Consider the following 23,671-nt stretch of genomic DNA (forward strand, 5'->3'; position numbering starts at 1 on the left):
ATGAATTTAGAAAAAATATATAGAGATGCACAGGCTTATTTAGAGGGACACTTTCTTTTAAGTAGTGGAAAACACTCACAATTCTATCTTCAAAGTGCAAAAGTTTTAGAAGACCCAAAAGTAGCAGAAATATTAGCAAAAAACTTAGCTGATATGATTAAAGAAAGTGGTATACATGTAGATACTGTTTGCTCACCTGCTCTTGGTGGAGTTTTAGCTGGATATGAACTAGCACGTGCACTTGGTGTAAGATTTATTTTTGCTGAGCGTGTTGATGGTAAAATGACTATTAGACGTGGTTTTGAAGTAAAAAAAGATGAAAAAATACTTATGTGTGAAGATATCATTACAACTGGTGGCTCAGCACTTGAAGCAGCAAGCGAAGTAGAAAACCAAGGTGGAGAGATAGTAGGATACGCAGCTCTTGCAAACAGAGGTTTTTGTAAACGTGTAGGAAGCAACAAAGACGCCAAACCTACATGTAAACTTCCAAATGATGTTCCTTTCTTTGCTCTTGGAGATTTTGAATTTGAAATTTATGATGAGAAAGAGTGTCCTTTATGTAAAAATGGTACAAAAGCTTATAAACCTGGTAGTAGAGGAAACTAAATGAGATGGAGAGATGTAAAGCATGGTAAGATAACTCAAAAAAATATTACCCCAACAATACTAGACTTTACAATCTCTCCAATCTCAAATAGAATAAAGGCTTTTATAACCGATACATTTATGCTTTTAATGCCTCTTATGTATATGACTTTTTATCTTATTATGGGATCACGTGAAGTATTTGCTGAACGTATGCTAGAGGGTTGGGCTTTTATCTTTATTCCTCATTTTTTTATCATAATGGCATTTTATTTAATAAAGTCTCAAACTCCTGGTTATAAAGCATATGATATGAAATTAGTTGATAAAAATTTGAAAAAGCCAACTATTTTGCAATTTACTATACGATATTTTACTTTTTTTCTCTCAACTATTTTTATTGCCGGTCTTGTTCTAGCAATTACAAGAAAAGATAAAAAAACACTTCACGATCTTATCTCTGGAACAATGCCTATTCAAATAGAGAAATAAATTGCTTTTTTTTAAAATATCTGCTTTTTTCTTTTCTTACTTTAGTGTAACTGCTGTATATGTTATATTTATGCCAAAAATCTTACAAATGATTGGTTATAGTTCTCTTCAAATTGGTGTAGTATTTGCCTTAGCTCCTCTGATGCGTTTTCTTGTTCCTTTCTTATTTTTAAAACATATAGAACTTAATAAAAAAGTGTTTTATATCTCTTTAATATCTGTTTTTCTTAGTTCACTTCTATTTTATATAACTATTAAAAACTTTTATCTATTTATGATACCAAACTTAATTATTGGGGCTTCTTTGGGTCTAGTTTTACCTTATATTGAAACATATGCAATGGGGCATCTTCAAAAGGGCAATTTTGGTAAATGTAGGATGTTTGGCTCATTTGGTTTTATGATTACAGGTATTCTTCTAGCAAAAGATTTAGATAGTTATATTATTGGTTTGAATTATTATCTATTTTTTGTCATCACAGTTTTACTATTTGGTTTTTGGATTACTCATAATAACGAAGATTTTAAGCAAAAAGAAAAAAATCCAGATGAAGAAAAATTTGATTTGAAAAAAGTAACATATTTATGGGTAAGTCTATTTTTTATGCAGATAAGTTTTGGAGCATTTTACAACTTTTTTACTATTTATGAAACTGAAAGAGGTATTAGTTTAGAAATGACCAGTTATCTTTGGGCATTTGGTGTTATTTGTGAAATTGTATTTTTTTATTTTCAAGGTCCTCTTTTACAAAAAAATCTCTTAAGTGTTTTAAAATTTTCTGTATTTCTTACTATTTTAAGATGGTTGATTCTATTTCTTTTTCCTCAATCACTTGTGATGTCTTTTGTATCACAATCATTTCACGCAGTAAGTTTTGCTTTACACCATACAGCTGCGATTAGTCTACTCTATTCTATCTATCAAAATAAAAAACTTTCAGCTCAGTTTTATTATGGTTTTTCTTTTGGTTTAGGTGGATTTGTAGGGGCATTGCTTGCTGGATATTTTTATGGTGACTATCTCTATCTCTATGCTTCTTTTATGGCTCTACTCTCTTTTTTAGCACTATTTAAAGTCAAAAAAACAAATCTTATATAAACTCTATTTTGCTAAAACAAAATCACTAAAATACACATTTTCTATTTCTATACCAAAAGAATCATAAATTACATTTTGTAAATCTGCTTTATATTGTTGTTTCCCCTTATCAGTAGCTAATTGAGCACTATCTTGATTTGAAGAAAATCTAAGAACAGTATCTCTTATGTATGGCATCTTTTCTATCAACTCATCTCTACTGCTTTCATCCTTCATTTTAAAAGCCATGTCAGCTTTCATATACTTATAAGGCCCCTTACTCATATTGATGAGAATTTTATCCATTGAAACTTCTAATTTATCAGTACTTTTTGTACTCATTGTACTTCCTGGTGCTACCATTTTTCCAAAACCACCAAAACTTGTATTAGTCTTGCTACTTTTCATAAAAAATGTACCAACAATAAGATACGTAAGAGCAACTAATATAATTACCAAAGCTGATATTTTTAATATTTTGTTCATTCTCTATCCTAATATAATTGCTATTTTGAAAGTATACTATTTTTTAATAGATAAAATTCTTATCTTTTTGAGTATATTTACATCTAAATCGGTATTTTAAAATAAAATTTTATTGAGTGATTCTCTACATGTAAAGCTTTACATGTAGAGAATATATAATTATTTGTCTTTTTTAGTTTGTCTTTTTCTTTTAGTAGCGTCTAGTTCACGTTTTCTAATACGGATTCCAACAGGAGTTACTTCAACTAACTCATCATTTTCAATCCACTCTAGTGCCGCTTCTAAGTTCATTTGACGAGGTGGAACAAGTTTAATTGCTTCATCTGCACCACTACTTCTTACATTACTTAACTGCTTTCCTTTAATAGGATTTACATCTAAATCATTTGGACGAGCATGCTCACCTAAAACCATTCCTATATAAACTTTTGTTTGAGGTTCAATAAAAAGTGCCCCTCTTTCTTGAAGATTAAATAGTGAATAACCAAGAGCTGTACCATCTTCCATAGAGATAAGTGCACCATTTTTACGAGTTTCAACACCACCACTATGAGGTCTAAAATCTAAAAATGAGTGATTCATAACACCCTCACCTTTAGTATCTGTCAAAAACTGTCCTCTAAAACCGATAAGCCCACGAGCTGGAATTTCAAATTCGATTCTTGTTTGTCCATCACCCGTTGGGTTCATAGTTGTCATTTGTGCTTTTTTCTTTCCAAGCTTTTCAATTACAGTTCCTGTAAATTCATCTGGAACGTCAACTACTAAATGCTCATACGGCTCAAGTTTAACGCCATTTTCTTCTTTGATAATTACTTCTGGACGACCAAGAGAAAATTCAAAACCTTCACGTCTCATATTTTCAGCTAAGATAGTAATTTGAAGTTCACCACGACCTGAAACTTTAAACTTACCCTCACCAACATTGTCATATCTCATTGCAATGTTTGTTTTCATTTCAGCTTCTAATCTCTCATCAATCTTATTTGATGTTACATACTTCCCTTCAAGACCAGCAAGAGGAGAATCATTTACTGCAAAAACAACAGAAAGTGTAGGTTCTTCAATATGTAATGGATCAAGAGGCATAGGATTTGCAGGATCAACAACACTATCACCAACGTCTAACGTTTCAAAACCAGCGATTGCTACAATATCACCACTTCCAGCTTCTTCAATATCTATTCTATCAAGTCCTTTAAAACCGATTAGTTTTGAAATACGACCTTTTAGTTGTTCTCCATCAGCTTTTGCAAGCATAACATTTTGGTTTTTCTTTACTGTTCCATTAAAAATTCTCGCAACACCAATTTTTCCAACATAGTTATCATAATCAAGTGTAAAAACTTGAAGTTGCAGAGGATTATCAACTGAACCTGTTGGAGATGGTACATTTTTCAAAATTGTATCAAAAAGAGGTATTAAATTTTCATTCGCATCTTCCATTTCATATTTTGCATAACCATCTCTTGCAGCTGCATAAACTACAGGAAACTCTAATTGTTCTTCATTTGCATCTAATGCAACAAAAAGATCAAAAAGTTCATCAATTACACGCTCTGGATCTGCTGAATCTTTATCAATTTTATTGATAACAACAATAGGGCGAAGACCCAAAGAAAGTGCTTTTTTTACAACAAACTTAGTTTGAGGCATAACACCTTCATAAGCATCTACTAAAAGTAAAACACCATCTACCATTTTTAAAACACGTTCAACTTCTCCACCAAAGTCAGCATGGCCTGGAGTATCTATAATATTAATTTTTGTATCTTTATAGTGTATCGCTGTATTTTTAGAAAGGATTGTAATCCCTCTTTCTTTTTCTAAATCATTACTATCCATCATACGCTCATCTGTTTGAGTATGTGCATCAAATGTACCTGATTGTTTTAGTAATTCATCAACAAGTGTAGTTTTACCGTGGTCAACGTGAGCGATAACTGCGATATTTCTGTAATCTATATTCATCTTTTTTTTCTCCTTTTTAATGGGCGAAGCCCATCAAAAATTCCTCTCACTGAAGTTTCGCACTTGGCGAGAATCACTAGTGAAAAAAATATCTATTTTAATTTTTAGGGTTTCTTTTTTAATAAGCTGGATATTATACCCAAAAATTCTTAAAATATCTACATCTAATATAGTGGAACGTCTTTTGCTTTGTAATCGTAAGATAGTTTTCTCATATGAAAATATAGCTAAAAATTTTATATGAGCATTGGTTAAAGGATAAAAAATGAAAGAGATGTTTTCTATATCATCTGGTGCAAATATAGCAAAAACAAAACCTGTAGAAACAGCTTCATCAAAAGAAGTTCTTAGTGATGATAAATCTTCTTCAAAAGATTTTTTATCTATACTTTTTTCTCAAATTAAAGAATCAATTGATATGGGTAAAGACAATGGAAAACTTGCTATAGACATACCTACTGAAGAAGTCAAAATAGATTTAAGTAATGATACTGCTGAAAAATCTATTGATGAGCATCTTTTAGAAGATATCTTAAAAGTTATAACCCTATTAAAAAATCCTGATGATAAAAATGTATCATTTCCATCATTTTCAAATAAACTAGAAAAAATTATCAATAATGAAACTGCATTAAAAGAGTTAAAAGAAGTAAGTAACATAACTGACTTGCTAAAGCTATCTAAAAAATATGACTTAGGATTAGAAAAAATATCTATTAAAAGCCTCGATGTTGAAACTTTTAAAAAAGAGTTTCCTACTCTTGATAAAAAACAGTTTTTTGAACTGCCTAAAGAGACAAATACTAAAACTAATACCACTCCCATTCAAGCAAAAAAAGAATCTGATATAAAGGCAACTATAATTAATGTCAGAGATATGGAAAAATCTACAACGCAAATTAAAAAAGAACCTAGTATATTAGAAAAGATGATGAGTTCTCCTACAAAAGATATAAAAGAAGTTTCTAAACCAAAATCTGAAGCTTTACATGTAGATAAAGAAATCATAAAAGAAAAAATTATAGAAGATAAAAAAGAAATTACTACAAAAATAACTGAAGAAGTTAAAAAATCTGAAAAAACTATACAAGAAGTTACTCCCAAAGTTGTTGTAAAATCAGAAGAAAAAGATATTAAAGTAAAAACTATAAAAGAAGATTTAGATACTAAAATAAGTAAAGAAATAAAAACTCCAGATACTACAAGAGTAAATGAACCTAAAGTAGAATCAAATATACCTAAACAAGGCTCATTTGAAAATATACTACAAGGTATAAAACAGACTAAAACTACAATTGAAACTAAACCTACAAATGAAACCAATTTAAAAACTGAAAATTCAAAAGTAGAGAAGCTTCCAAGTGAAACAAATGAAGTTAAAACAGAACCAGTTACTAATAAAACAGATTTAAAACCTCAGATGAAAGCTGAAACACAATTTGCTAAACAAAACACTACGGCAAAAGAGACTTTTAACAACTTTGCAAATGATTTAAGAGAAAAAATAGAAAATTATAAACCACCTATTATGAAAGTACAAATGCTACTTAACCCTAAAGGTTTAGGTGAAGTTGATGTGGTAGTGGTTAACAGAGGAAATAATTTACATGTAAACATTTCTTCAAATACAAATACCATGTCTTTATTTACACAAAATCAAGCAGAATTTAAAAACTCTCTTGTGAACATGGGTTTTACAAACTTAGAAATGAATTTTTCAGATCAAAGAGAAAATAAAGAGCAACAGAACAACAATAAGTCGTCAAAAAGTTTTAATGATAACTTTGAAGATGAAAATTTAGAAGAAGAGACAACTGCTATAGAATTAGTTGTCCCTCAATATGTATAAAGGATAAATTATGAGTACTATAAATAGTGGAATAACACAAGATTTAAATACAATAGCAAATGGAACAAATTCTACTGCTTCAAGCGTAATAGAAAACCCTGATGGAGTTTTAGGCAAAGACTCTTTTATGAAGCTACTTTTAGTTGAACTTCAATACCAAGACCCAACAGAACCTATGGATAGTGAAAAAATTCTTACCCAAACTTCGCAACTCGCATCTCTTGAATCAGCCACTAATACAAATAAAACTATGGAAAAATTAGCTAGTAGATTAGATAGTAATGGAGATTTACAAGCACTCTCAGCCATAGGGAAAATGGCATCTTTAGGCTCTAATGCAATTACTCTCCAAGAAAAAGGAAATGCTCAATTTGAAATATATTTTGAAAATGAAATAAAATCAGGGGAACTAATCATTACTGATGTAAATGGTGAGAAAGTAAGAACAATATCACTCGATGAACAAGTTGGTGAAAGTGGTGTTTTAGCATTTGAATGGGATGGTACAGATAATAATGGGGAGAAATTAGACGCAGGATATTATAGTGTAACATCTGAATATCTTGATGCAAATGATGAACAGCAAGCAACTCAATTTGGTATTTACCCTGTTGAATCTGTCAGATACCAAGATGGTGAAGCTTTTATAAAACTTGGTTCTTCTTATGTTCCTATGAATTATATTCTAGAATTTTTCTAATAAGGAGAAGATAATATGAATGCATCATTTTATAATGGTATTTCTGGTATAGTTTCTTCCCAATATGGAATGGATGTTACTTCTAATAATATTTCTAATATAAGTACTATTGGATTTAAAGGGAGTTCTACAGAATTTTCATCACATTTTTCAAGTGCTCTATCTGATTCTTATTTTGATTCTACAACAAATGATATAGGATATGGTAGTAAAGCGAGTGGAACTGCACTAGATATGTCCCAAGGTATTTTTCAAGATACAGATAATGTTTTTGATTTAGCATTAGGTGCAGAAGGTTGGTTTGGTATACAAAGTCAAAACAACGAAACACTCTATACACGAGCAGGAAATTTTTCTTTAGATAAAAATGGTGATATGGTTGATGCAAATGGAAATTATCTTTTGGGTACATCTGCAGGTAATATCACTCCAACAACTCTTCCACCTGCTACAATGGAGGAATTTGGAAGATATTATAATAAAAATACTAATGAACTAGGACAAGCAAATCAAATAGCAAGTGTTACTAATATTACACTCAGTAGTGTTGAAGGACAAACAAAAATAAACCTTCCTGAAATCTTATATTATCCAGCTGAAGCTACATCAGCTGTTTCATTCTATGCAAATCTTGATCCTGAAATAATAATAGGTGGAACACAAATAGATTTAAACAGTATAGATATAACAAGTACTATTGATACAATAAATCAAACAATAACCATAAATGGGACTACTTTAAATACCCCTGAACTTCAAAATCCAAAACAATTAGATGTTGTTTTAATTACTATAACTGATATAAATGGTAAAGCAGTTGAAGCAAGGGCTTCATTGGATGTAAATTTAAATTGGGTAGTTAATAATGAAGATATTAGTTCTTTAGATACAACAAATCCTTTGGTTACAACAGCAAAACTTCAAACTACGCAAGAAATACCTAATGTGGAACATTTTAGTTCTACTGTTATATCACCAGAAGGTAAAAAAGATATTTTAGATATGACTTATACAAAAAGAGTTCCCCAATCTGATACTGAAAATATTTGGGATGGAGTTATACAAATCTTATCATTATATGAAACATATGATCCTAGTAAAACATATGACCCAACCTTATATAAAGTAGATGAATCTGCTGGAAAAGTTTATAAAATTTTAGATCAACAAGACTCTGTACTAGAGTTTGCCGGAAGTGGAGCAATTTTAAACGCAACAATGCCAACAATGTCAAATGGTGGAACTTTTCTTGAAATTAATGTAGGTGAACCAGATACATTTACTGGTTTTACGTCAAATGTAGCTTTAGATAGAACTAGAAGTTCAACATATAACGGTTATGTAGAAGGATATTTAAAAGATTATGGAATGGATGGTAATGGAAATGTCATAGCAGAATTTAGTAATGGAAGAAGTACTCCTGTTGCAAAAATTGCTGTGTATCATTTTCAAAATGACCAAGGACTTGAATCTATGGGTTCTACTATATTTAAAGCTACTCGTAATAGTGGTGATCCAATCTTTTATACAAATGAAAATGGTGAAACCATTCAAGGTAGCAAAATTTATTCAAATAAATTAGAAAATAGCAATGTCAATTTAGCTACAGCTTTGACAGAGCTAATTATAATGCAAAAATCGTTTGATTCAAATTCAAAAAGCATAACAACAAGTGATCAAATGATTCAAAATGCTATTAATATGAAAGTATAGGAACACTTTTTGCTTTAATTTAACTACAACAAATAGAATAATAACTAAGATTATTATCTGTAAAGGATTTTAAAATGATGAGATCACTATGGGCCGGCGTTTCCGGACTACAAGCACATCAACTTGCAATGGATGTTGAAGGTAATAATATTGCCAATGTAAATACAGCAGGATTTAAATACTCAAGAGTAAATTTTTCAGATATGTTAAGTCAGACTTCAAAAATAGCAACTGCTCCCCAAGGTGAACTTGGTGGTAAAAATGCAATGCAAATAGGTCTTGGAACTCAGGCAAATTCTATTACAAGAATATTTAAACAAGGATCAACTGAATCGACCGATAAAAATACAGATCTTGCCCTTCAAGGGGATGGTTTTTTTGTAGTATCACCTGATGGAGGTAATACTTATAAATATACTCGTAATGGTGATTTTTCATTTGATGCTAATGGTAATTTTACTGATAATAGTGGATATATTGTTCAAGGTTGGGTAAGAGATCCCGACACTGGAATCATTGATGCAACAGCCCCAATAGGAAATATTACAGTCCTTCCTGGACTTACAACTCCTGCATTTGCTACAGAATATATAACATTAGGTGGAAATCTAAACTCAGGTGATACTATCGATGTAACAAATTCAATTCCTATGTATAGTTTAGATTCAAATTCTGGATGGGTAGATACAGATGGTGATGGAATTATGAATAATACAGAAATGCATAACGAAAATGATTTATCAGATTATGAATTTGATCAAAACAAAGAAATAATTGAAAGAGGCCAAGATATGGGTTCTCTTTTTGATGATTCAGGTAACGCTTTAAGGCTACAAGATGATGAAGGTATATGGGTGAGTTACACCGATGCTGTAACAGAATCTCAAACTATTACAGCCGCAGCTGGTGTTAATGATATTGATATAGTAGTAAATGGAATTAATATTACAGGAAGTATAACTACATCATCTGCAATTGCATCTGAAAATGATAATGCACTTGCCACTTATATACAAGACTTAATTGATGCAGAAAGTACAAAAACAGGTGTTACTGCTAAAGTGAACAATAATAATGAACTAGTATTATCAAACACTAATAATAATGGTACAGAAGCAAGTGCAAAAAATATAAATTTAATTGTAAATACTGGTGCTGGTGTGGGATTGACTACAACTGAAGTAATAACAGCCTTTAAATATACTTATACATCATCTTCTGCTTCATCAAATCCAACGGTGAGAACTTCTGCTCGATCTTTTCATACAACTGAAGATTTAAGAGATGCTATACAAACAGATGCTCGTCTCTATACTGATTATCTAGGAAATGGTATGGATAATACAGCAGAAGTAGAATTAAATAAAAATGATGGGGTAAAAGTAATAGTCAATGCTGCAGGTAAATTTGAAATAAGTAATGAAGCTGGAGATGCTTTTAATGCTCAAGATGGGGATATTGTAGATTCTACAGTTTTACATACCTTAGCAGAAGTAACTGCTGTAACTGCTGCTCCTGCTGGTGCTTTAACTAACGATGTATATTTTCCTGTTGGAACTGCTTGGGGAACAGGAGCAACTACCCCTGTTGCTCCTGCAAATACTATAACCCTTCCTGCATCACCTGCTGGTGATGTTACACTTCCTGAAGGAACTGTTTATAATATCGGTGGTGGATCATTAACTGCTCCTGTTGGTGGTGTAGTTATAGCAGGTGGTAATACATTTAGTTCATTAGTTCTTCCTAATACAGCAGGATTAATTTTACCAACAGGTACAACATTTACAAATACAGCAGAACTTGTTTTAGCAGGAACAAATGTTAAATCAACAAACGATCATAATCTTAATTTAAAAAGTACTGCATATACTGATGAAGCTAATAAAATTGGTGAAAATGAAGGTTTAAAAAATGTAATGGGCCAATTTTCAGGAACAATACCAAGTGGTATTGGAACAAAAGCATCAGGAGGTCTTAAAGCTGCACATAATGGCTCAAGCATTGATATATTTGATTCACTTGGATCAAAACATACAGTAAAAGTTGAATTTACAAAAATAGGTTACACAACAGATGGTGGAACAGAATGGTCTATGCTTATAAGCGTACCAGAGCCTGGTGATATTAATTTAGGTGTTTATCCTAAAAATATAGTAACAGGAACTATGAGTTTTAATAGTGATGGTTCTCTTGCTTCATACAGTCCATCAAATATATCGTTTACTGCAAATAATGGTTCTACTCCAAATCAAAGTGTTTCTTTTAACTTTGGTACTCTTGGAAAATCTGATGGTATGAATAGTACTTCTGGTCCTTCTAAAGTTAAAAACCTCTCACAAGATGGTTATCCTGGTGGTGATTTAGCAGGTATAAGAGTTGATGAAACAGGAACACTTATAGGAACATTTTCAAACGGTAGAAGTTTTGGTTTAGCGCAAGTTTCAACAGCTAAATTTGCTAATAATGGTGGTTTAGAAAGTGATGGTGGAAATGCTTTTGTACAAACATCAAATTCAGGTGATCCATTAATCGGACAAGCTGGTATTGGTGGTCGTGGATCTATTCAAGCGAGTTCATTAGAGATGAGTAATGTTGATCTTTCTCGTTCTTTAACCCAACTTATTATAATCCAACGTGGTTATCAAGCAAACTCAAAAACTATTACTACCTCTGATCAACTGTTAAATACTCTTCTTCAACTAAAACAATAATTATTTTAACACACTATAATAGGCTTTTGCCTATTATAGTGTCATAGACTTAAATTTTTAAAACTTCAAAAGTTATTTTTGAGAATATTTAGATATAATCTTTCATAAAAATAATAGGGTTTATTATGAACATTACTCTGCAACAACACACATCATTAGAAGTCTGTGCAAGTGCTATACGAACTTGCTGGCAAAGTTTTGATAAAAGCGATAATGGTGGAGAAAAAGATAAAGAACTCATAGATAGAGTTGGCAATAAATTTAAACATGCTTCTACATTAGAACACTTAGTTTATACATTTTATATACAAGGTATTAGTAGGGCTTTACTTCAAGAATTAGCACGTCACAGAATAGCTAGTTTGAGTGTTAAATCTACTAGATATACTCTTAAAGAGTTAAAAAATGAAGAACCCTTCACATGTAGAGATTTTCAAAGAGCCGAAAAATACCTAGTAATGACAGATTCTGAAATTACAAATGAGATGAGTATTAAAGCACTTGAAAATTTAAGAATAGTACTTACTAAAGGAGTAAGCAATGACAAGGCAAAATATTGTCTTCCTGAGAGTTATAAAAGTGAATTAACATGGACAATTAATGCAAGAAGCCTTCAAAATTTTATAACTCTAAGAAGTGATAAATCTGCTCTTTGGGAAATAAGAGATTTAGCTCACAATCTTTATAATAATCTTCCTAAAGAACACAAATATCTTTTTGACATCAAAACATACGAATAAACTATAATCTAACTCTTTGGGCATGAGTAAGTGCAATCGCAATTGCATCTGTTATGTCCAAAGGTTTTATCTCTTTTTTTATACCTAAAATTCTTTTTACCATGAAAGCAACTTGCTCTTTTGCCGCTTTTCCATTACCTGTAACTGCTTTTTTTACTTGAAGTGGAGTATACTCATGGAAGTTTCCAAATACTTGTAAAACCTTTAAACTAAGTGCTCCTCTAAATTGAGCTAATTTTAAAACAGTTTTTGGATTAAATGCATAAAATATATCTTCTATAGAAACTTCATCAATTTTATGATTTTTAAATATAACATCTAAACCTTCACATAACTCAACTATCTGGTATTGCAGTACTTTCTCTTTTATTTTAATTAAACCAGCTTCAATTAAAACAGTAGAATTTCTCTCTTTTTTTATAATAGCATAACCACAATTTCTTGTTCCTGGATCAATTCCTAAAATTATCAATATTCACCCTCTATTCACATCTTATTCACATGGTGAAAAACTATTTTCACATAATAGTTTAACATATATTTCAAGTGATTTTAGATAAAATAAAGATGTTATTCACATTTTATTCACATTGTGACAAACCTTAAGGAGTATATTTGTTAGCAGATAACGTTTTAGACCTTTTAAAATCAGAAATTTCTGAATTGGAATATAATCGCTATATTAAACAATTAAAATTTCATGAAAAAGGCTCACGTTCTGATTATGTTGTTTTTATTGCTCCAAATATTCTTATTGCAAATTGGGTAAAAACAAAATATACAGATAAAATAGCCCATCTTTTTGAAGTCAAAACAGGTAAAAAACCTACTGTAAATATTATGCTTAAAGATCAAATTATAACAACAAGAAAAAAATCTGTTCCAATTGAACTCAATGAGCTTAATAAAAGTGCAAAAAATACAATTTTAAACCCTTCTTATACTTTTGATAGTTTTGTAGTAGGTAGTTCTAACCAATACGCTTATACTATTGCAAAAAGTGTTGCACAAAAACCAGGTATTATGTATAACCCTGCTTTTATATATGGACCAACTGGTCTTGGTAAAACTCATCTCATACATGCTATTGGTAATTATTCTCAAGCAAATGATAAAACTGTTATATATGCAACAATAGAACAGTTTATGAATGACTTTACATATAATTTAAGAAATCAATCCATGGAAAGATTTAGAGAAAAATATAGAAGCTGTGATATTTTACTTATTGATGATGCTCAATTTTTATCTAATAAAATTCAAACACAAGAAGAGTTTTTTCATACATTTAATGAACTTCACTCTGCAGGAAAACAGATAATTTTAACTTCTGATAAACCGCCAAAAAGTATAAATGGACTAGAAGATAGACTACAAAGTCGTTTTGAATGGGGACTGATAGCCGATATTGGTTTACCAGAACTAGAAACAAAAATAGCAATTATTAGAAAAAAATGTGAATTAGATGGTATCGATTTAAATACAGATATAATAAACTATATTGCATCAAATATGGGAGATAATATCCGTGAGATAGAAAGCGCTATTATAAACCTCAATGCATATGCTTCTTTAATGCGACAAGAAATTACTTTTGAATTTGCAAAAAATGTAATGAAAGAACAAATCAAAGAAAAAAAAGAAAATATAACTTTAGAAGATATAATCGCTATAATATCAAAAGAATTAAATATAAAACCAAGTGAAATAAAATCTAAAAAAAGAAGTAAAAATATCGTTGAAGCAAGAAGAATTGGAATTTATTTAGCAAGAACTTTAACGCCAAATTCTATGCCTGCTTTAGCATCATTTTTTGGTATGAAAGACCATACAGCTGTTTCACATAATATGAAAAAAATCAATGAACTAATAGAAACAAGTGAAACATTTAAATTAAAAGTAGACGAATTAAAAAATAGAGTTTTAACAAAGGATGAGTAAAAGTTTGTAACAAATATGTGAATGAATGTGAAAAACTAAATTTTTATTTTCACAGAGTTTAAGACCTATACGTAGGAACTTAAACTACTATTTCACTATTTCAATGCAAACTACTACTTTTACTATATTTATATAATATAATAAAGGAAAAAAAATGAAAATATCAATTAATAAAAATGTACTAGAAACAGTTTTATTAAATACACAACCATATTTAGAAAAAAAAGATTTAAGTCAAATTACCTCTCATTTATATATATCTTCTTTAGAAGATACTTTTGTAGTAAAAGCAACTGATTATGAAATCGGATTAGAATATACTACAAAAAATATAAAAATTATAGATTCTGGAATAGCTACTGCTAATGGTAAAAAATTATTAGATATAGTAAAAATACTTAAAGACGAAGAAGTCATACTCGAAACAATAAATGATTATCTTTATATAAAACAAAATAATTCAAAATTTAAACTTCCTATGTTTAATCCAAATGAATTTCCAGAATTTCCAAAAATTGAAGACAAACCAAAATTTGAATTAAATAGTACTCTCTTAGTAAGATCACTTAAAAAAATAGCAAATGCTATAGATACAAATAATCCAAAATTTGAATTAAATGGAGCGTTAATTGATATAAAAGAAGGATTTTTAAATCTTGTTGCAACAGATACAAGAAGATTAGCTTTAGTAAAATTAGAAAATCAAATAGAAGATAATTTTTCACTTATTATTCCTAAAAAAGCTATAAGTGAAATACAAAAACTTTTTTTTGATGATATAGAAATGTTTTATGATGAAAATACTTTAATAGCTAAATCAAATAATTTTCAATTTTTTACAAAACTTATTAATGGAAAATTTCCAGATTATGAAAGAATTATTCCAAAAGAAAAAAATTATAGATTACTTTTAAATAGAGAAAAAATGATAGATGCTATTAAACAAATATCAATAGTATCAAACGAAATGAAAATTACATTTAAATCAAATTCTATTTTATTTGAAAGTTTAAATGATGATAATATTGAAGCAAAAACAGAAATAGAATTTACAACAGGTTTAGATAATGAAATATTTTTAGCAGTTAATTCTCGATATCTTATTGATTTTCTTTCAAATATCGAAGATAGTAATTTTACTTTAGGTTTTAATGATACAGGATTACCTTTTTCACTTGAAAGTGAAAATTTTATGACAATTGTTATGCCTATTATGATATAACTTAAATGATACAAAATTTAAATAAAAGAAATTTAGTTTGGACAAGTTCTAATTTACAGGAGATAGTTTAATGAGCAATTACGGTGCAGATAATATTAAAGTTCTAAAAGGACTTGAAGCAGTTAGAAAAAGACCAGGAATGTATATTGGTGATACTAATATAAATGGTTTACATCATCTTATTTATGAAGTTGTTGATAATTCTATTGATGAAGCTATGGCTGGTTATTGTGACAAAATTACAGTTGAACTTACAAATGAAGGTTCGGCAATAATTACTGATAATGGACGTGGTATTCCAGTAAGTCATCATGCTGGTGAAAATATGTCAGCTGCAACAGTTGTTTTAACAGTTCTTCATGCTGGTGGTAAATTTGACAAAGATACATATAAAGTAAGTGGTGGTCTTCATGGTGTTGGTGTTTCTGTTGTTAATGCGCTTTCATCTAAATTAGTTGCTACCATTAAACGTGATGGAAATGAGCATAGACAAGAATTCTCATGTGGTATTCCTCAAAATGAATTAGGTGTAATTAAATCTACAAATAGAACAGGAACTTCAATAGAATTTTGGCCAGATGCTTCAATATTTGAAGTAACTGAGTTTGAATTTGATACTTTAGCAAAAAGATTTAGAGAAATTGCATATTTAAATAATAAAATAACTATAGAGTTTAAAGATCATAGAAATGGTAAAGCTGAAACTTATCATTTTGAAGGTGGTTTAAAGCAATTTGTAATGGATATGAATAAAAAAGATCAAATATCTACTCCTTTTCATTATACTGATAGTGTAGATGACGTAGAAGTTGATATTGCATTGATGTATAATTCAACTTATAGTGAAAATCTTTTGTCTTTTGTTAATAATATTAGAACAATAGATGGAGGAACACATGAAAGTGGATTTAGAGCAGGTCTTACTAGAGCAATTGTTAGTTATGTAAATGCAAATGCAAATGCTAGAGAAAAAGATGTAAAAATAACTGGTGATGATGTAAGAGAAGGACTTATTACAGTAGTAAGTGTAAAGGTTCCAGAACCTCAATTTGAAGGGCAAACAAAAGGAAAACTTGGATCAAGTTATGTTAAGCCAATAGTTCAAAAACTTACATATGAAAAATTAGTAAAATATTTTGAAGAAAATCCTTTAGAAGCAAAAGCTATTATGAATAAATCATTAGCAGCAGCTAGAGGTAGAGAAGCAGCGAAAAAAGCGAGAGACTTAACTCGTAGAAAAGACTCTATGAGTGTAGGTACACTTCCTGGTAAACTTGCTGATTGTCAAAGTAAAGATGCAACTATAAGTGAATTATACTTGGTGGAAGGGGATTCTGCGGGTGGTTCAGCAAAACAAGGACGTGATAGAGTTTTTCAAGCAATTTTACCACTAAAAGGTAAAATTTTAAATGTTGAAAAATCTCGTATTGATAAAATTTTAAAATCTGATGAAATTAAAAATATGATTACAGCGCTTGGTTGTGGTATTGGTGAAGAGTTTAATGAAGAAAAACTAAGATATCATAAACTTATTGTTATGACAGATGCGGATGTTGATGGTAGTCATATTCAAACTCTACTTTTAACATTTCTTTTTAGATTTTTACAACCAGTTGTTGATAATGGGTATGTATATTTAGCTCAACCTCCTTTATATAGATATAAAAAAGGTAAAAAAGAAATTTATCTTAAAGATGATACAGAATTAAATAATTATTTAATTGAAACAGGAATTGATTCTTTTACATTTGAAGGAATTGGAACAAGAGATTTAATAGATTTTTTCAAAATTGTATCTGCGTACCGTGGAATATTAAAAGAGTTAGAAAAAAGGTTTTCAGTAATTGCTATTATTCGTCATCTTATAGAAAATCCAGATTTAGTATCTCTTAGTACAAAAGATTTATTTGTAGAATTAGAAAAATTTATGGATAATATTGGATATAACCTTTTAAATCATAGTATTACAGAAGAGTATATTCATCTATATATTCAAACTGGAGATGGATTAGAAGAGTTAAAATTAGATGATAATTTCTTTACAAATCCTTTATATGAAGAAGCTCTTTACATAAATAGAAAAATCAATGAAAGAGATTTGAGCATATTAAAAGGGGTAGATCCTGTAGATATGCTAATAGATATTGAAAAAACAGCTAAAAAAGGTGCTTATATCCAAAGATATAAAGGTCTTGGTGAAATGAATCCTGAGCAACTTTGGGAAACTACAATGAACCCAGAAAATAGAAGACTTTTGCAAGTTAAAATTGATGATTATGATGAAGCTAGTGATACATTTACACTTTTTATGGGTGATGAAGTAGAACCTAGAAGAAATTATATTCAAGATCACGCAAAAGATGTAAAACATTTAGACGTATAATAATATATGTTATATTCAGAGTCAAAAGAGAGAGAAAATCGATTTATAATATCTTTAAAAATAGGTTTTCCTTTTGCTATTTTGACTCTAATTCTTTTTTATATATTTAAAATTTCTACAAGTGATATTGAAGTTTTTATATTATTGGTATTGTTAATACCAATTTATATATATTATATATTTTATTTAATTTATACTGGTTTTAAAACTACAGTTATTGATCCTACAACAAGAACATTTACAAGAAAAGAGATTCTAGAAAAAATTAATACTATCAAAAATAAAAGTTATGAATCAACAGTTATACTTATAAAAGTTGATAATATAATGGATATAAATGAAAGATATGGTATTACTAATGCTGATAACATATTAAAAATTTTTACTAAAAAACTTGATAAATTTTTAAAAAATTATAACTTTAAAAATATATCAATAGGAAAATATACAGGTGGTCATTTTTTATTGATTTTAAAAGGAAGAGAAAAAGAGTTAAAACATCTTATAACTATTTTTTCAAAAGAGTTAAAAAATATAGGTATAAATAATATAGAAATAAAAATAGATTATTCATTAATCAATTCTAATTATGATGAAAATGTAAATAACATAATAAAAAAATTAATTTCTTTATTAGAAGAGCATAAAAATAACATAGTTCCAAATATAAAACCAAATGAGTTTGAAAAAATAATATGTAACGCAATTGATGAAGAAAAATTTATTTTAAAATATCAACCATCTTATAATAAAAATACAAATACAAAGATTTTAGAGGTATTAGCAAAAATATACTCTAAAAGTGAAGGAATGCTTTCAAAAACACAAATACAAAGAGTAGTTAATCATATGGGATATGAAACTATATTTGATAAAAAAATATTTTCTATTTTATTAAAACAATTAGAAAATGAAGATTTATCGAATAAAAAAGTAAGTGTTAAAATTTCTCCTGTTACATTAAGAAATACTGAATTTAGGCAGTATTTAAATCAACTTTTTTTTAAAAGTCCTTTGAAAGAAGAAAATTTTATACTTGAATTTTCAGAAGACAAGAGTTATAAAGAGATAAAAAGATTTAAAGAAATTTTGAATCAATATAAAAAAAGTGGTTTTAAAATAGGATTAGATAATTTTGGAGGAGATAATTGTAGTTTAGAATACATTAAAAATCTTCCAATTGATATAGTAAAATTTGACATAGAATATACAAAAAATATTGATGATAAAAGATATAAAATAATAATGAATGCATATAAAAATTTATTAAAAGATTTAGGTATAGAAGTTATGATAAAATTCGTGGATAAAAAAGAGTTATTAGAAAAAGTAGAAAAATTTGAGTTTGATTATATTCAAGGTTTTATTATTTCTAAACCAAAAAGTTTAAAACAATTAGAGGAATCGTTATGAAATATGGAGAAAAAGAAATTAAAGAATTTGATGTTGATAAAGATTTAGAAATTTGGCCAAATAAACATAAGAAAAATTATCTGATAAAACTTACTTTGCCAGAATTTTGTTGTTTGTGCCCAAGAAGTGGATATCCTGATTTTGCAACTATTTATATTGATTATACTCCAAATGATTTAGTAGTAGAATTAAAAGCGATAAAACTTTACATTAATAGTTTTATGAATAGAAATATTTCGCATGAAGATAGTGCAAATGAAATTTATGATGTTTTAGATAATAAATTAAAACCAAAATATTTAAAAGTAGTTGCAGATTATAATCCTAGAGGAAATGTTCACACAGTTATAGAATTAGATTCAGAAAAAATTAGAAAATAAATAATATTTTTAAAGAAGTAGTTCTTTAAACAGGGGAGTTTGATATGTTATCACCAAAATTAATAGAACACTTATTTACATCAGCATCTATTCAAAGATGGAATGATTATCCAAGAATGGTAGAATTGGTAGAATTGGATAAACAAGCTCATAAATTTATAATTGCATTTTTTTTAGCAAATATGGAAGAAGATAAAATAAATCATGTACACATGATTGAAGCTGGGATATTTGAATTTTTAAGAAGAGGTGTTGTTACTGATATTCGTCCTGATGTTTTTAGAAAAGCATTGCAAAAAAAAGAACATGAAATAAATAAATGGGTTTTAGCAAAACTTCATGATCAACTCATAGATATTGAAAATGGAGATTTTTATAAAAGATTTGAAAAATATCTTAGTGATTCAACTATGTATAAAAAAGAGCGTTTTATATTAAAAGCGGCTTCTTATCTTGCTACTAAATGGGAATTTTCTATTGTATATCAAACAAGTAAATTTTTAAGTGGGATTGATAAAGTAAAAGAAGAAGTAGAAGAAGAGATAGAAGATTATTATGAGTTGATTGGTGTAAGAAAAATAGCACTCAATAAAAAATTAGCAAAAGTGATAGACTTAAGTGGTAGACTTAGATTTCAAAAAAGATGGGCACAAACTCCAAGAATTCCTGAAACGTCAGTTTTAGGACATATGTTAATTGTTGCAATTTTAGGTTATTTTTATTCAACACATATAAAAGCGTGTGAAAAAAGAGTTGAAAATAATTTTTATTGTGCATTATTTCATGATTTACCTGAAGCTTTAACAAGAGATATAATAAGCCCTGTTAAATACTCTGTAAATGGTCTAGATGATATTATAAGCGAGTATGAGATAAATATGATTGAGGACGAAATATTACCGTATATACCCTCTCATATAATAAAAAATTTTAAATATCTTTTAGGATTATATGGTGAGAATGAAAAAGATGAATTTTTAAATAAAATAAATGAAAATAATATAATTATAGTTGATACTCTTTCTACTTATAATGAAAATAAATATAATGCTATAGACGGAGTAGCACTTAAAAATTGTGATAGATTATCTGCTTTTATAGAAGCAATACTTTCTATATCTCATGGTGTTAAATCAAAAGAATTAATACAAGGAAAAGAGTTTATTAAAAAAGCATTGAAAGAAAAAGGTAAAGTTGATGGTGTTAATTTTTATCAATGGGCATTAGAAATAGAAAAATTTGTAATGGAGTAGTTATAAAAACCCCTCTTCAGATGACTGCGGCACATACTCAATAAGAGTGCTCTGCTGTGTTCCCACCCTGAAGCGTTGTTCTTAAAAAGACATTGCACAGGTCTAAAGAGGAGCGAGCGGTATTATACCAAAAAATTACTGCCAAGGCAATAGTTTTGCGCCTTTTATAAAATCTATAATAAAAAAAATATTTTCTTCATCATTAATAACTTTTGGAAGAGTTTTAAAGTTGGTTTTTTTATCTTTTTTATATCCATATAAATATACTATGGGTTCATAATCTTCTAAATCAAATTTATAGGATTTAAATTCTATAGAATCATCTTCATCATCAAAATATTCTTTTATTCTATTTTGTATTAAGTTTGATACAAATTGTAATTTTTTATTTATTTGTGTACATATTAAAATATCATCTTCATAACTTTTATCAAAAAATTCAGGATCTATATATGAAAATAATTCATTTGTTTTCATAATAAGTATCTCTTTTTCTTTAAAAATATTTTTTAAAATATCTTCAATTTCAGACTTTTTTTCTTTAAAATTCATATTTAATCCTCAATTGGAAATGTTATTTTATAAGTAACACCTTCATTTATCTTACTATATACTTCTATATTACCATGTAAAGCATTTTTAATTATATTATAAACTATATTTAAACCTAAACCAGAACCACCACCTTCTCTATTTGTAGTAAAAAAAGGATCAAAAATTTTATTTATATATTCTTTTTCTATTCCTTTACCATCATCTTTATAAATTAATTCAATATTATTATCTATTTTTTTTGCATATATATCAATGTGACCTATTGTATTTTTATCAAAGCCATGTATTAAAGAGTTCATTATAAAGTTAGTTAATATTTGAGAAAGAGAACCAGGATAACCATTTATTGTAATATCATTTTCACAATGTATAGTTATAACATGTTTAGTTTTTTTAATTCTGTTGTGTAAACTTAAGAGAATTTCTTCTATATATTTTTTTATGTTAAAACTTCTAATATGTTCATTAGATTGATCTACTGCTACTTGTTTAAAACTTTTTATTTGTTCTGCAGCACGTTTGATTGAATTATAAATAGAGTCTGAAATTTCATCTGAAATATTTATATAATTTTCAAATTCTTCTTGACTTAAATTATCTTTTTCATAAAGTTTTTTTAATTCTTTTGTAATATGTTGGAAATGAGTAATCCCTGTCAAGCTAATACCAATAGGAGTGTTTATTTCATGAGCAACGCCTGCTACAAGACCTCCTAAACTTGCCATTTTTTCACTTTCAACTAGTTGTTTTTGTGTAATTTGTAAATTATGTATATTATTTTTTAACTCTTTTGTTCTTTTTTCTACAGTTTTTTCAAGACTATTGTTTAATTCTAATATCTCTTTTTGTGCTTTTTTCCATTCACTTATTGTAAGTAAATTGCTTATTAAATCACTTATTCTACTTACAAATAGTATCTCATCTTGTGTCCACATTTTTTGTTTTTCAATGGTTTCAAAATATATTAATCCATACATTTCATTATGAAAAAGTACACTTACTTTTAAAAGAGATTTTATATTATCTTCTTTCATGACTTCTTGATTAAATTCTTTAATTCTACTATCTGTATATACGTCCATTATATCTATAACGCCATTTTCTTTTACAGTATTTAAAAAGTTTGGTAATTTGACTAAATCAATAGTATTCTTTGTTTCTAGATATTTATCTTCACTTTTTAAATATCTACATAAACATTTTATTTTTTTATCATTTTGTAATTTCCAAAAGCTTACTCTGTCAGCATCAAATGTTAAAATACATTTTTTAAGTAAAAAATTAAGAGCATCTTCAAAAGTTTTTTCAAATAGATTATTATCAGTTGTAAGTTCAATTATGGTGTTATATTGATTTTGTATTCTTTCTTTTTTAGCAAGGGCATCTTTTTCTATAGCTTTTCTTATTTTTATTTCTTCTTCAAGCTTTTTATTTGTTAATTCTAAATTTGTCTTGTATTTTGCTTGTTTTTGAATATCATTGATAAGATTTGTTCTCATAGTATTAATAGCATCTGCAACTATATCTATTGAATCAGGATTACTTTTAGAGTATTTTTTATCTAATATAAGTGGTATTGAAAGTTTTTTTGTATCTAAATCAATAGTATATTTTGCCATTGTAATAAGATGTTTAATTATCAGTTTGTGTACAACAAAAATAAGAAGGAAAGCTATAGAAAAAACTTTAAAAATTTCAATAAAGATTTTTTCTATAATTTTTTTGAATAATTTATCTACACTCTTTTCATAAGAACCTTGGATATAAATAGTACCTAATTTAGTATTTTCAAGATTTTTATGAATTAAATTGAATGTATTTTCTATAGTATATTTATTGTTTTTTTTACCAGCTTTTATAACATCAGAATTATTTTCATTAATTTGTACATATATGATACCAGGAAGTTTTAAAATACCATCTATGAGAATATCTAATTGTTTATTATCAAGTTGCCAAATTGCCATACTTATAGAATCTATTCGTGTATTTTTGATTTGATTTATACTGTCATTTACAGTTTTAATAGAGTCATCATAATCATTTTTTAATATAAAAATAGTTTGTATTAAAGTGAAAATTATACTAATTAAGAGTAAAAAACCTATAAGAGTAAATGTTAGTTTTTTATCGTTAAGTATTTTATTTTTATTCACAAGAATACCTTCAATTATGTGTATGCTTTTGTAATTGACT

19 protein-coding genes and 1 other RNA gene are annotated in these 23,671 nt (G+C 28.1%); 14 read left to right on the forward strand and 6 right to left on the reverse strand.

The window, feature by feature from the left end; genetic code table 11:
- The 3 genes from pyrE to K354_RS0105160 are packed head-to-tail and all read left to right on the forward strand — an operon-like array spanning position 1 to position 2,179.
- A complete protein-coding gene (gene pyrE, locus K354_RS0105150; RefSeq protein WP_024954441.1) occupies positions 1-609 on the forward strand; it encodes an orotate phosphoribosyltransferase in 609 nt (202 codons plus the stop codon).
- Positions 610-1,080: an RDD family protein gene (locus K354_RS0105155; RefSeq protein WP_024954442.1), complete on the forward strand. Its 471-nt coding sequence runs from the start codon at positions 610-612 to the stop codon at positions 1,078-1,080. It begins immediately after the preceding gene.
- Position 1,081: 1 nt separating this feature from the next.
- Positions 1,082-2,179, forward strand: coding sequence for an MFS transporter (locus K354_RS0105160; RefSeq protein ID WP_024954443.1), 1,098 nt, complete (start codon positions 1,082-1,084; stop codon positions 2,177-2,179).
- 3 nt (positions 2,180-2,182) lie between these two features.
- Here K354_RS0105160 and K354_RS0105165 read toward each other — a convergent pair whose 3' ends face one another.
- Both K354_RS0105165 and typA read right to left on the reverse strand, forming a co-directional pair.
- Positions 2,183-2,644: a flagellar basal body-associated FliL family protein gene (locus K354_RS0105165; RefSeq protein ID WP_024954444.1), complete on the reverse strand. Its 462-nt coding sequence runs from the start codon at positions 2,642-2,644 to the stop codon at positions 2,183-2,185.
- 159 nt (positions 2,645-2,803) lie between these two features.
- Positions 2,804-4,615 carry a translational GTPase TypA gene (gene typA / locus K354_RS0105170; protein ID WP_024954445.1) on the reverse strand — a complete coding sequence of 604 codons (1,812 nt, stop codon included), beginning with the start codon at positions 4,613-4,615 and terminating at the stop codon, positions 2,804-2,806.
- Positions 4,616-4,880: 265 nt separating this feature from the next.
- Between typA and K354_RS14620 the strand changes: the two genes are divergently transcribed.
- The 5 genes from K354_RS14620 (at position 4,881) to thyX (ending at position 12,328) form a co-directional block, all read left to right on the forward strand.
- Positions 4,881-6,464 (forward strand): flagellar hook-length control protein FliK, encoded by a 1,584-nt coding sequence (locus tag K354_RS14620; protein WP_024954446.1) that lies wholly within the window; start codon positions 4,881-4,883, stop codon positions 6,462-6,464.
- Positions 6,465-6,474: 10 nt separating this feature from the next.
- The gene (locus K354_RS0105180) at positions 6,475-7,164 is read left to right on the forward strand and encodes a flagellar hook capping FlgD N-terminal domain-containing protein (protein WP_024954447.1); all 690 of its coding nucleotides are present in this window, start codon (positions 6,475-6,477) and stop codon (positions 7,162-7,164) included.
- 15 nt (positions 7,165-7,179) lie between these two features.
- Complete coding sequence (locus tag K354_RS0105185) at positions 7,180-8,877, forward strand: flagellar hook-basal body complex protein (protein WP_024954448.1); 1,698 nt, start codon at positions 7,180-7,182, stop codon at positions 8,875-8,877.
- 74 nt (positions 8,878-8,951) lie between these two features.
- Positions 8,952-11,588 (forward strand): flagellar hook protein FlgE, encoded by a 2,637-nt coding sequence (gene flgE, locus K354_RS0105190; protein ID WP_024954449.1) that lies wholly within the window; start codon positions 8,952-8,954, stop codon positions 11,586-11,588.
- Positions 11,589-11,713: 125 nt separating this feature from the next.
- A complete protein-coding gene (thyX, locus tag K354_RS0105195; protein WP_024954450.1) occupies positions 11,714-12,328 on the forward strand; it encodes an FAD-dependent thymidylate synthase in 615 nt (204 codons plus the stop codon).
- 1 nt (position 12,329) lies between these two features.
- Here thyX and ruvC read toward each other — a convergent pair whose 3' ends face one another.
- Entirely contained in the window at positions 12,330-12,800 is a 471-nt protein-coding gene (gene ruvC / locus K354_RS0105200) for a crossover junction endodeoxyribonuclease RuvC (RefSeq protein ID WP_024954451.1), read from the reverse strand.
- A gap of 143 nt (positions 12,801-12,943) precedes the next feature.
- Here ruvC and dnaA point away from each other — a divergent pair, with 143 nt between their 5' ends.
- The 6 genes from dnaA to K354_RS0105230 all read left to right on the forward strand — a co-directional run bounded on the left by dnaA (position 12,944) and on the right by K354_RS0105230 (position 20,920).
- Positions 12,944-14,269: a chromosomal replication initiator protein DnaA gene (gene dnaA, locus K354_RS0105205; protein ID WP_024954452.1), complete on the forward strand. Its 1,326-nt coding sequence runs from the start codon at positions 12,944-12,946 to the stop codon at positions 14,267-14,269.
- Between the two features lie 154 nt (positions 14,270-14,423).
- Positions 14,424-15,491 (forward strand): DNA polymerase III subunit beta, encoded by a 1,068-nt coding sequence (dnaN, locus tag K354_RS0105210; RefSeq protein ID WP_024954453.1) that lies wholly within the window; start codon positions 14,424-14,426, stop codon positions 15,489-15,491.
- Positions 15,492-15,561: 70 nt separating this feature from the next.
- On the forward strand, positions 15,562-17,874 hold the full coding sequence (gene gyrB, locus K354_RS0105215; RefSeq protein ID WP_024954454.1) for a DNA topoisomerase (ATP-hydrolyzing) subunit B: 2,313 nt from the start codon (positions 15,562-15,564) through the stop codon (positions 17,872-17,874).
- A 6-nt stretch (positions 17,875-17,880) separates the two neighbouring features.
- A complete protein-coding gene (locus K354_RS0105220; protein ID WP_024954455.1) occupies positions 17,881-19,287 on the forward strand; it encodes a GGDEF domain-containing protein in 1,407 nt (468 codons plus the stop codon).
- Complete coding sequence (queF, locus tag K354_RS0105225; protein WP_024954456.1) at positions 19,284-19,667, forward strand: preQ(1) synthase; 384 nt, start codon at positions 19,284-19,286, stop codon at positions 19,665-19,667. The genes K354_RS0105220 and queF overlap by 4 nt, the downstream gene beginning before the upstream one ends.
- Positions 19,668-19,711: 44 nt before the next feature.
- Positions 19,712-20,920 (forward strand): HD domain-containing protein, encoded by a 1,209-nt coding sequence (locus K354_RS0105230; protein ID WP_024954457.1) that lies wholly within the window; start codon positions 19,712-19,714, stop codon positions 20,918-20,920.
- Between the two features lie 10 nt (positions 20,921-20,930).
- On the opposite strand, the gene ffs is transcribed toward K354_RS0105230, so the two are convergent.
- The 3 genes from ffs to K354_RS14625 all read right to left on the reverse strand — a co-directional run bounded on the left by ffs (position 20,931) and on the right by K354_RS14625 (position 23,631).
- Positions 20,931-21,029: signal recognition particle sRNA small type (gene ffs / locus K354_RS14880), an RNA gene on the reverse strand.
- Positions 21,030-21,055: 26 nt separating this feature from the next.
- Positions 21,056-21,472, reverse strand: a complete 417-nt coding sequence (locus K354_RS0105235) for a hypothetical protein (RefSeq protein WP_024954458.1) — start codon at positions 21,470-21,472, stop codon at positions 21,056-21,058.
- Positions 21,473-21,474: 2 nt separating this feature from the next.
- Entirely contained in the window at positions 21,475-23,631 is a 2,157-nt protein-coding gene (locus tag K354_RS14625) for an ATP-binding protein (RefSeq protein ID WP_024954459.1), read from the reverse strand.
- Positions 23,632-23,671: the final 40 nt, after the last annotated feature.

The sequence above is a fragment of the Sulfurospirillum arcachonense DSM 9755 genome (genome assembly GCF_000597725.1).
Classification (GTDB): Bacteria; Campylobacterota; Campylobacteria; order Campylobacterales; family Sulfurospirillaceae; genus Sulfurospirillum_A; species Sulfurospirillum_A arcachonense.

What these genes read in the sequence shown, in the direction of transcription:
- K354_RS0105220 (WP_024954455.1), top strand. Translation starts at nt 17,881, where the DNA reads ATGTTATATTCAGAGTCAAAAGAGAGAGAAAATCGATTTATAATATCT.
- flgE (WP_024954449.1), top strand. Translation starts at nt 8,952, where the DNA reads ATGATGAGATCACTATGGGCCGGCGTTTCCGGACTACAAGCACATCAA.
- K354_RS0105165 (WP_024954444.1), bottom strand. Translation starts at nt 2,644, where the DNA reads ATGAACAAAATATTAAAAATATCAGCTTTGGTAATTATATTAGTTGCT.
- K354_RS0105185 (WP_024954448.1), top strand. Translation starts at nt 7,180, where the DNA reads ATGAATGCATCATTTTATAATGGTATTTCTGGTATAGTTTCTTCCCAA.
- K354_RS0105155 (WP_024954442.1), top strand. Translation starts at nt 610, where the DNA reads ATGAGATGGAGAGATGTAAAGCATGGTAAGATAACTCAAAAAAATATT.
- K354_RS14620 (WP_024954446.1), top strand. Translation starts at nt 4,881, where the DNA reads ATGAAAGAGATGTTTTCTATATCATCTGGTGCAAATATAGCAAAAACA.
- K354_RS0105235 (WP_024954458.1), bottom strand. Translation starts at nt 21,472, where the DNA reads ATGAATTTTAAAGAAAAAAAGTCTGAAATTGAAGATATTTTAAAAAAT.
- K354_RS0105180 (WP_024954447.1), top strand. Translation starts at nt 6,475, where the DNA reads ATGAGTACTATAAATAGTGGAATAACACAAGATTTAAATACAATAGCA.
- gyrB (WP_024954454.1), top strand. Translation starts at nt 15,562, where the DNA reads ATGAGCAATTACGGTGCAGATAATATTAAAGTTCTAAAAGGACTTGAA.
- dnaN (WP_024954453.1), top strand. Translation starts at nt 14,424, where the DNA reads ATGAAAATATCAATTAATAAAAATGTACTAGAAACAGTTTTATTAAAT.
- pyrE (WP_024954441.1), top strand. Translation starts at nt 1, where the DNA reads ATGAATTTAGAAAAAATATATAGAGATGCACAGGCTTATTTAGAGGGA.
- queF (WP_024954456.1), top strand. Translation starts at nt 19,284, where the DNA reads ATGAAATATGGAGAAAAAGAAATTAAAGAATTTGATGTTGATAAAGAT.
- thyX (WP_024954450.1), top strand. Translation starts at nt 11,714, where the DNA reads ATGAACATTACTCTGCAACAACACACATCATTAGAAGTCTGTGCAAGT.
- K354_RS0105230 (WP_024954457.1), top strand. Translation starts at nt 19,712, where the DNA reads ATGTTATCACCAAAATTAATAGAACACTTATTTACATCAGCATCTATT.
- typA (WP_024954445.1), bottom strand. Translation starts at nt 4,615, where the DNA reads ATGAATATAGATTACAGAAATATCGCAGTTATCGCTCACGTTGACCAC.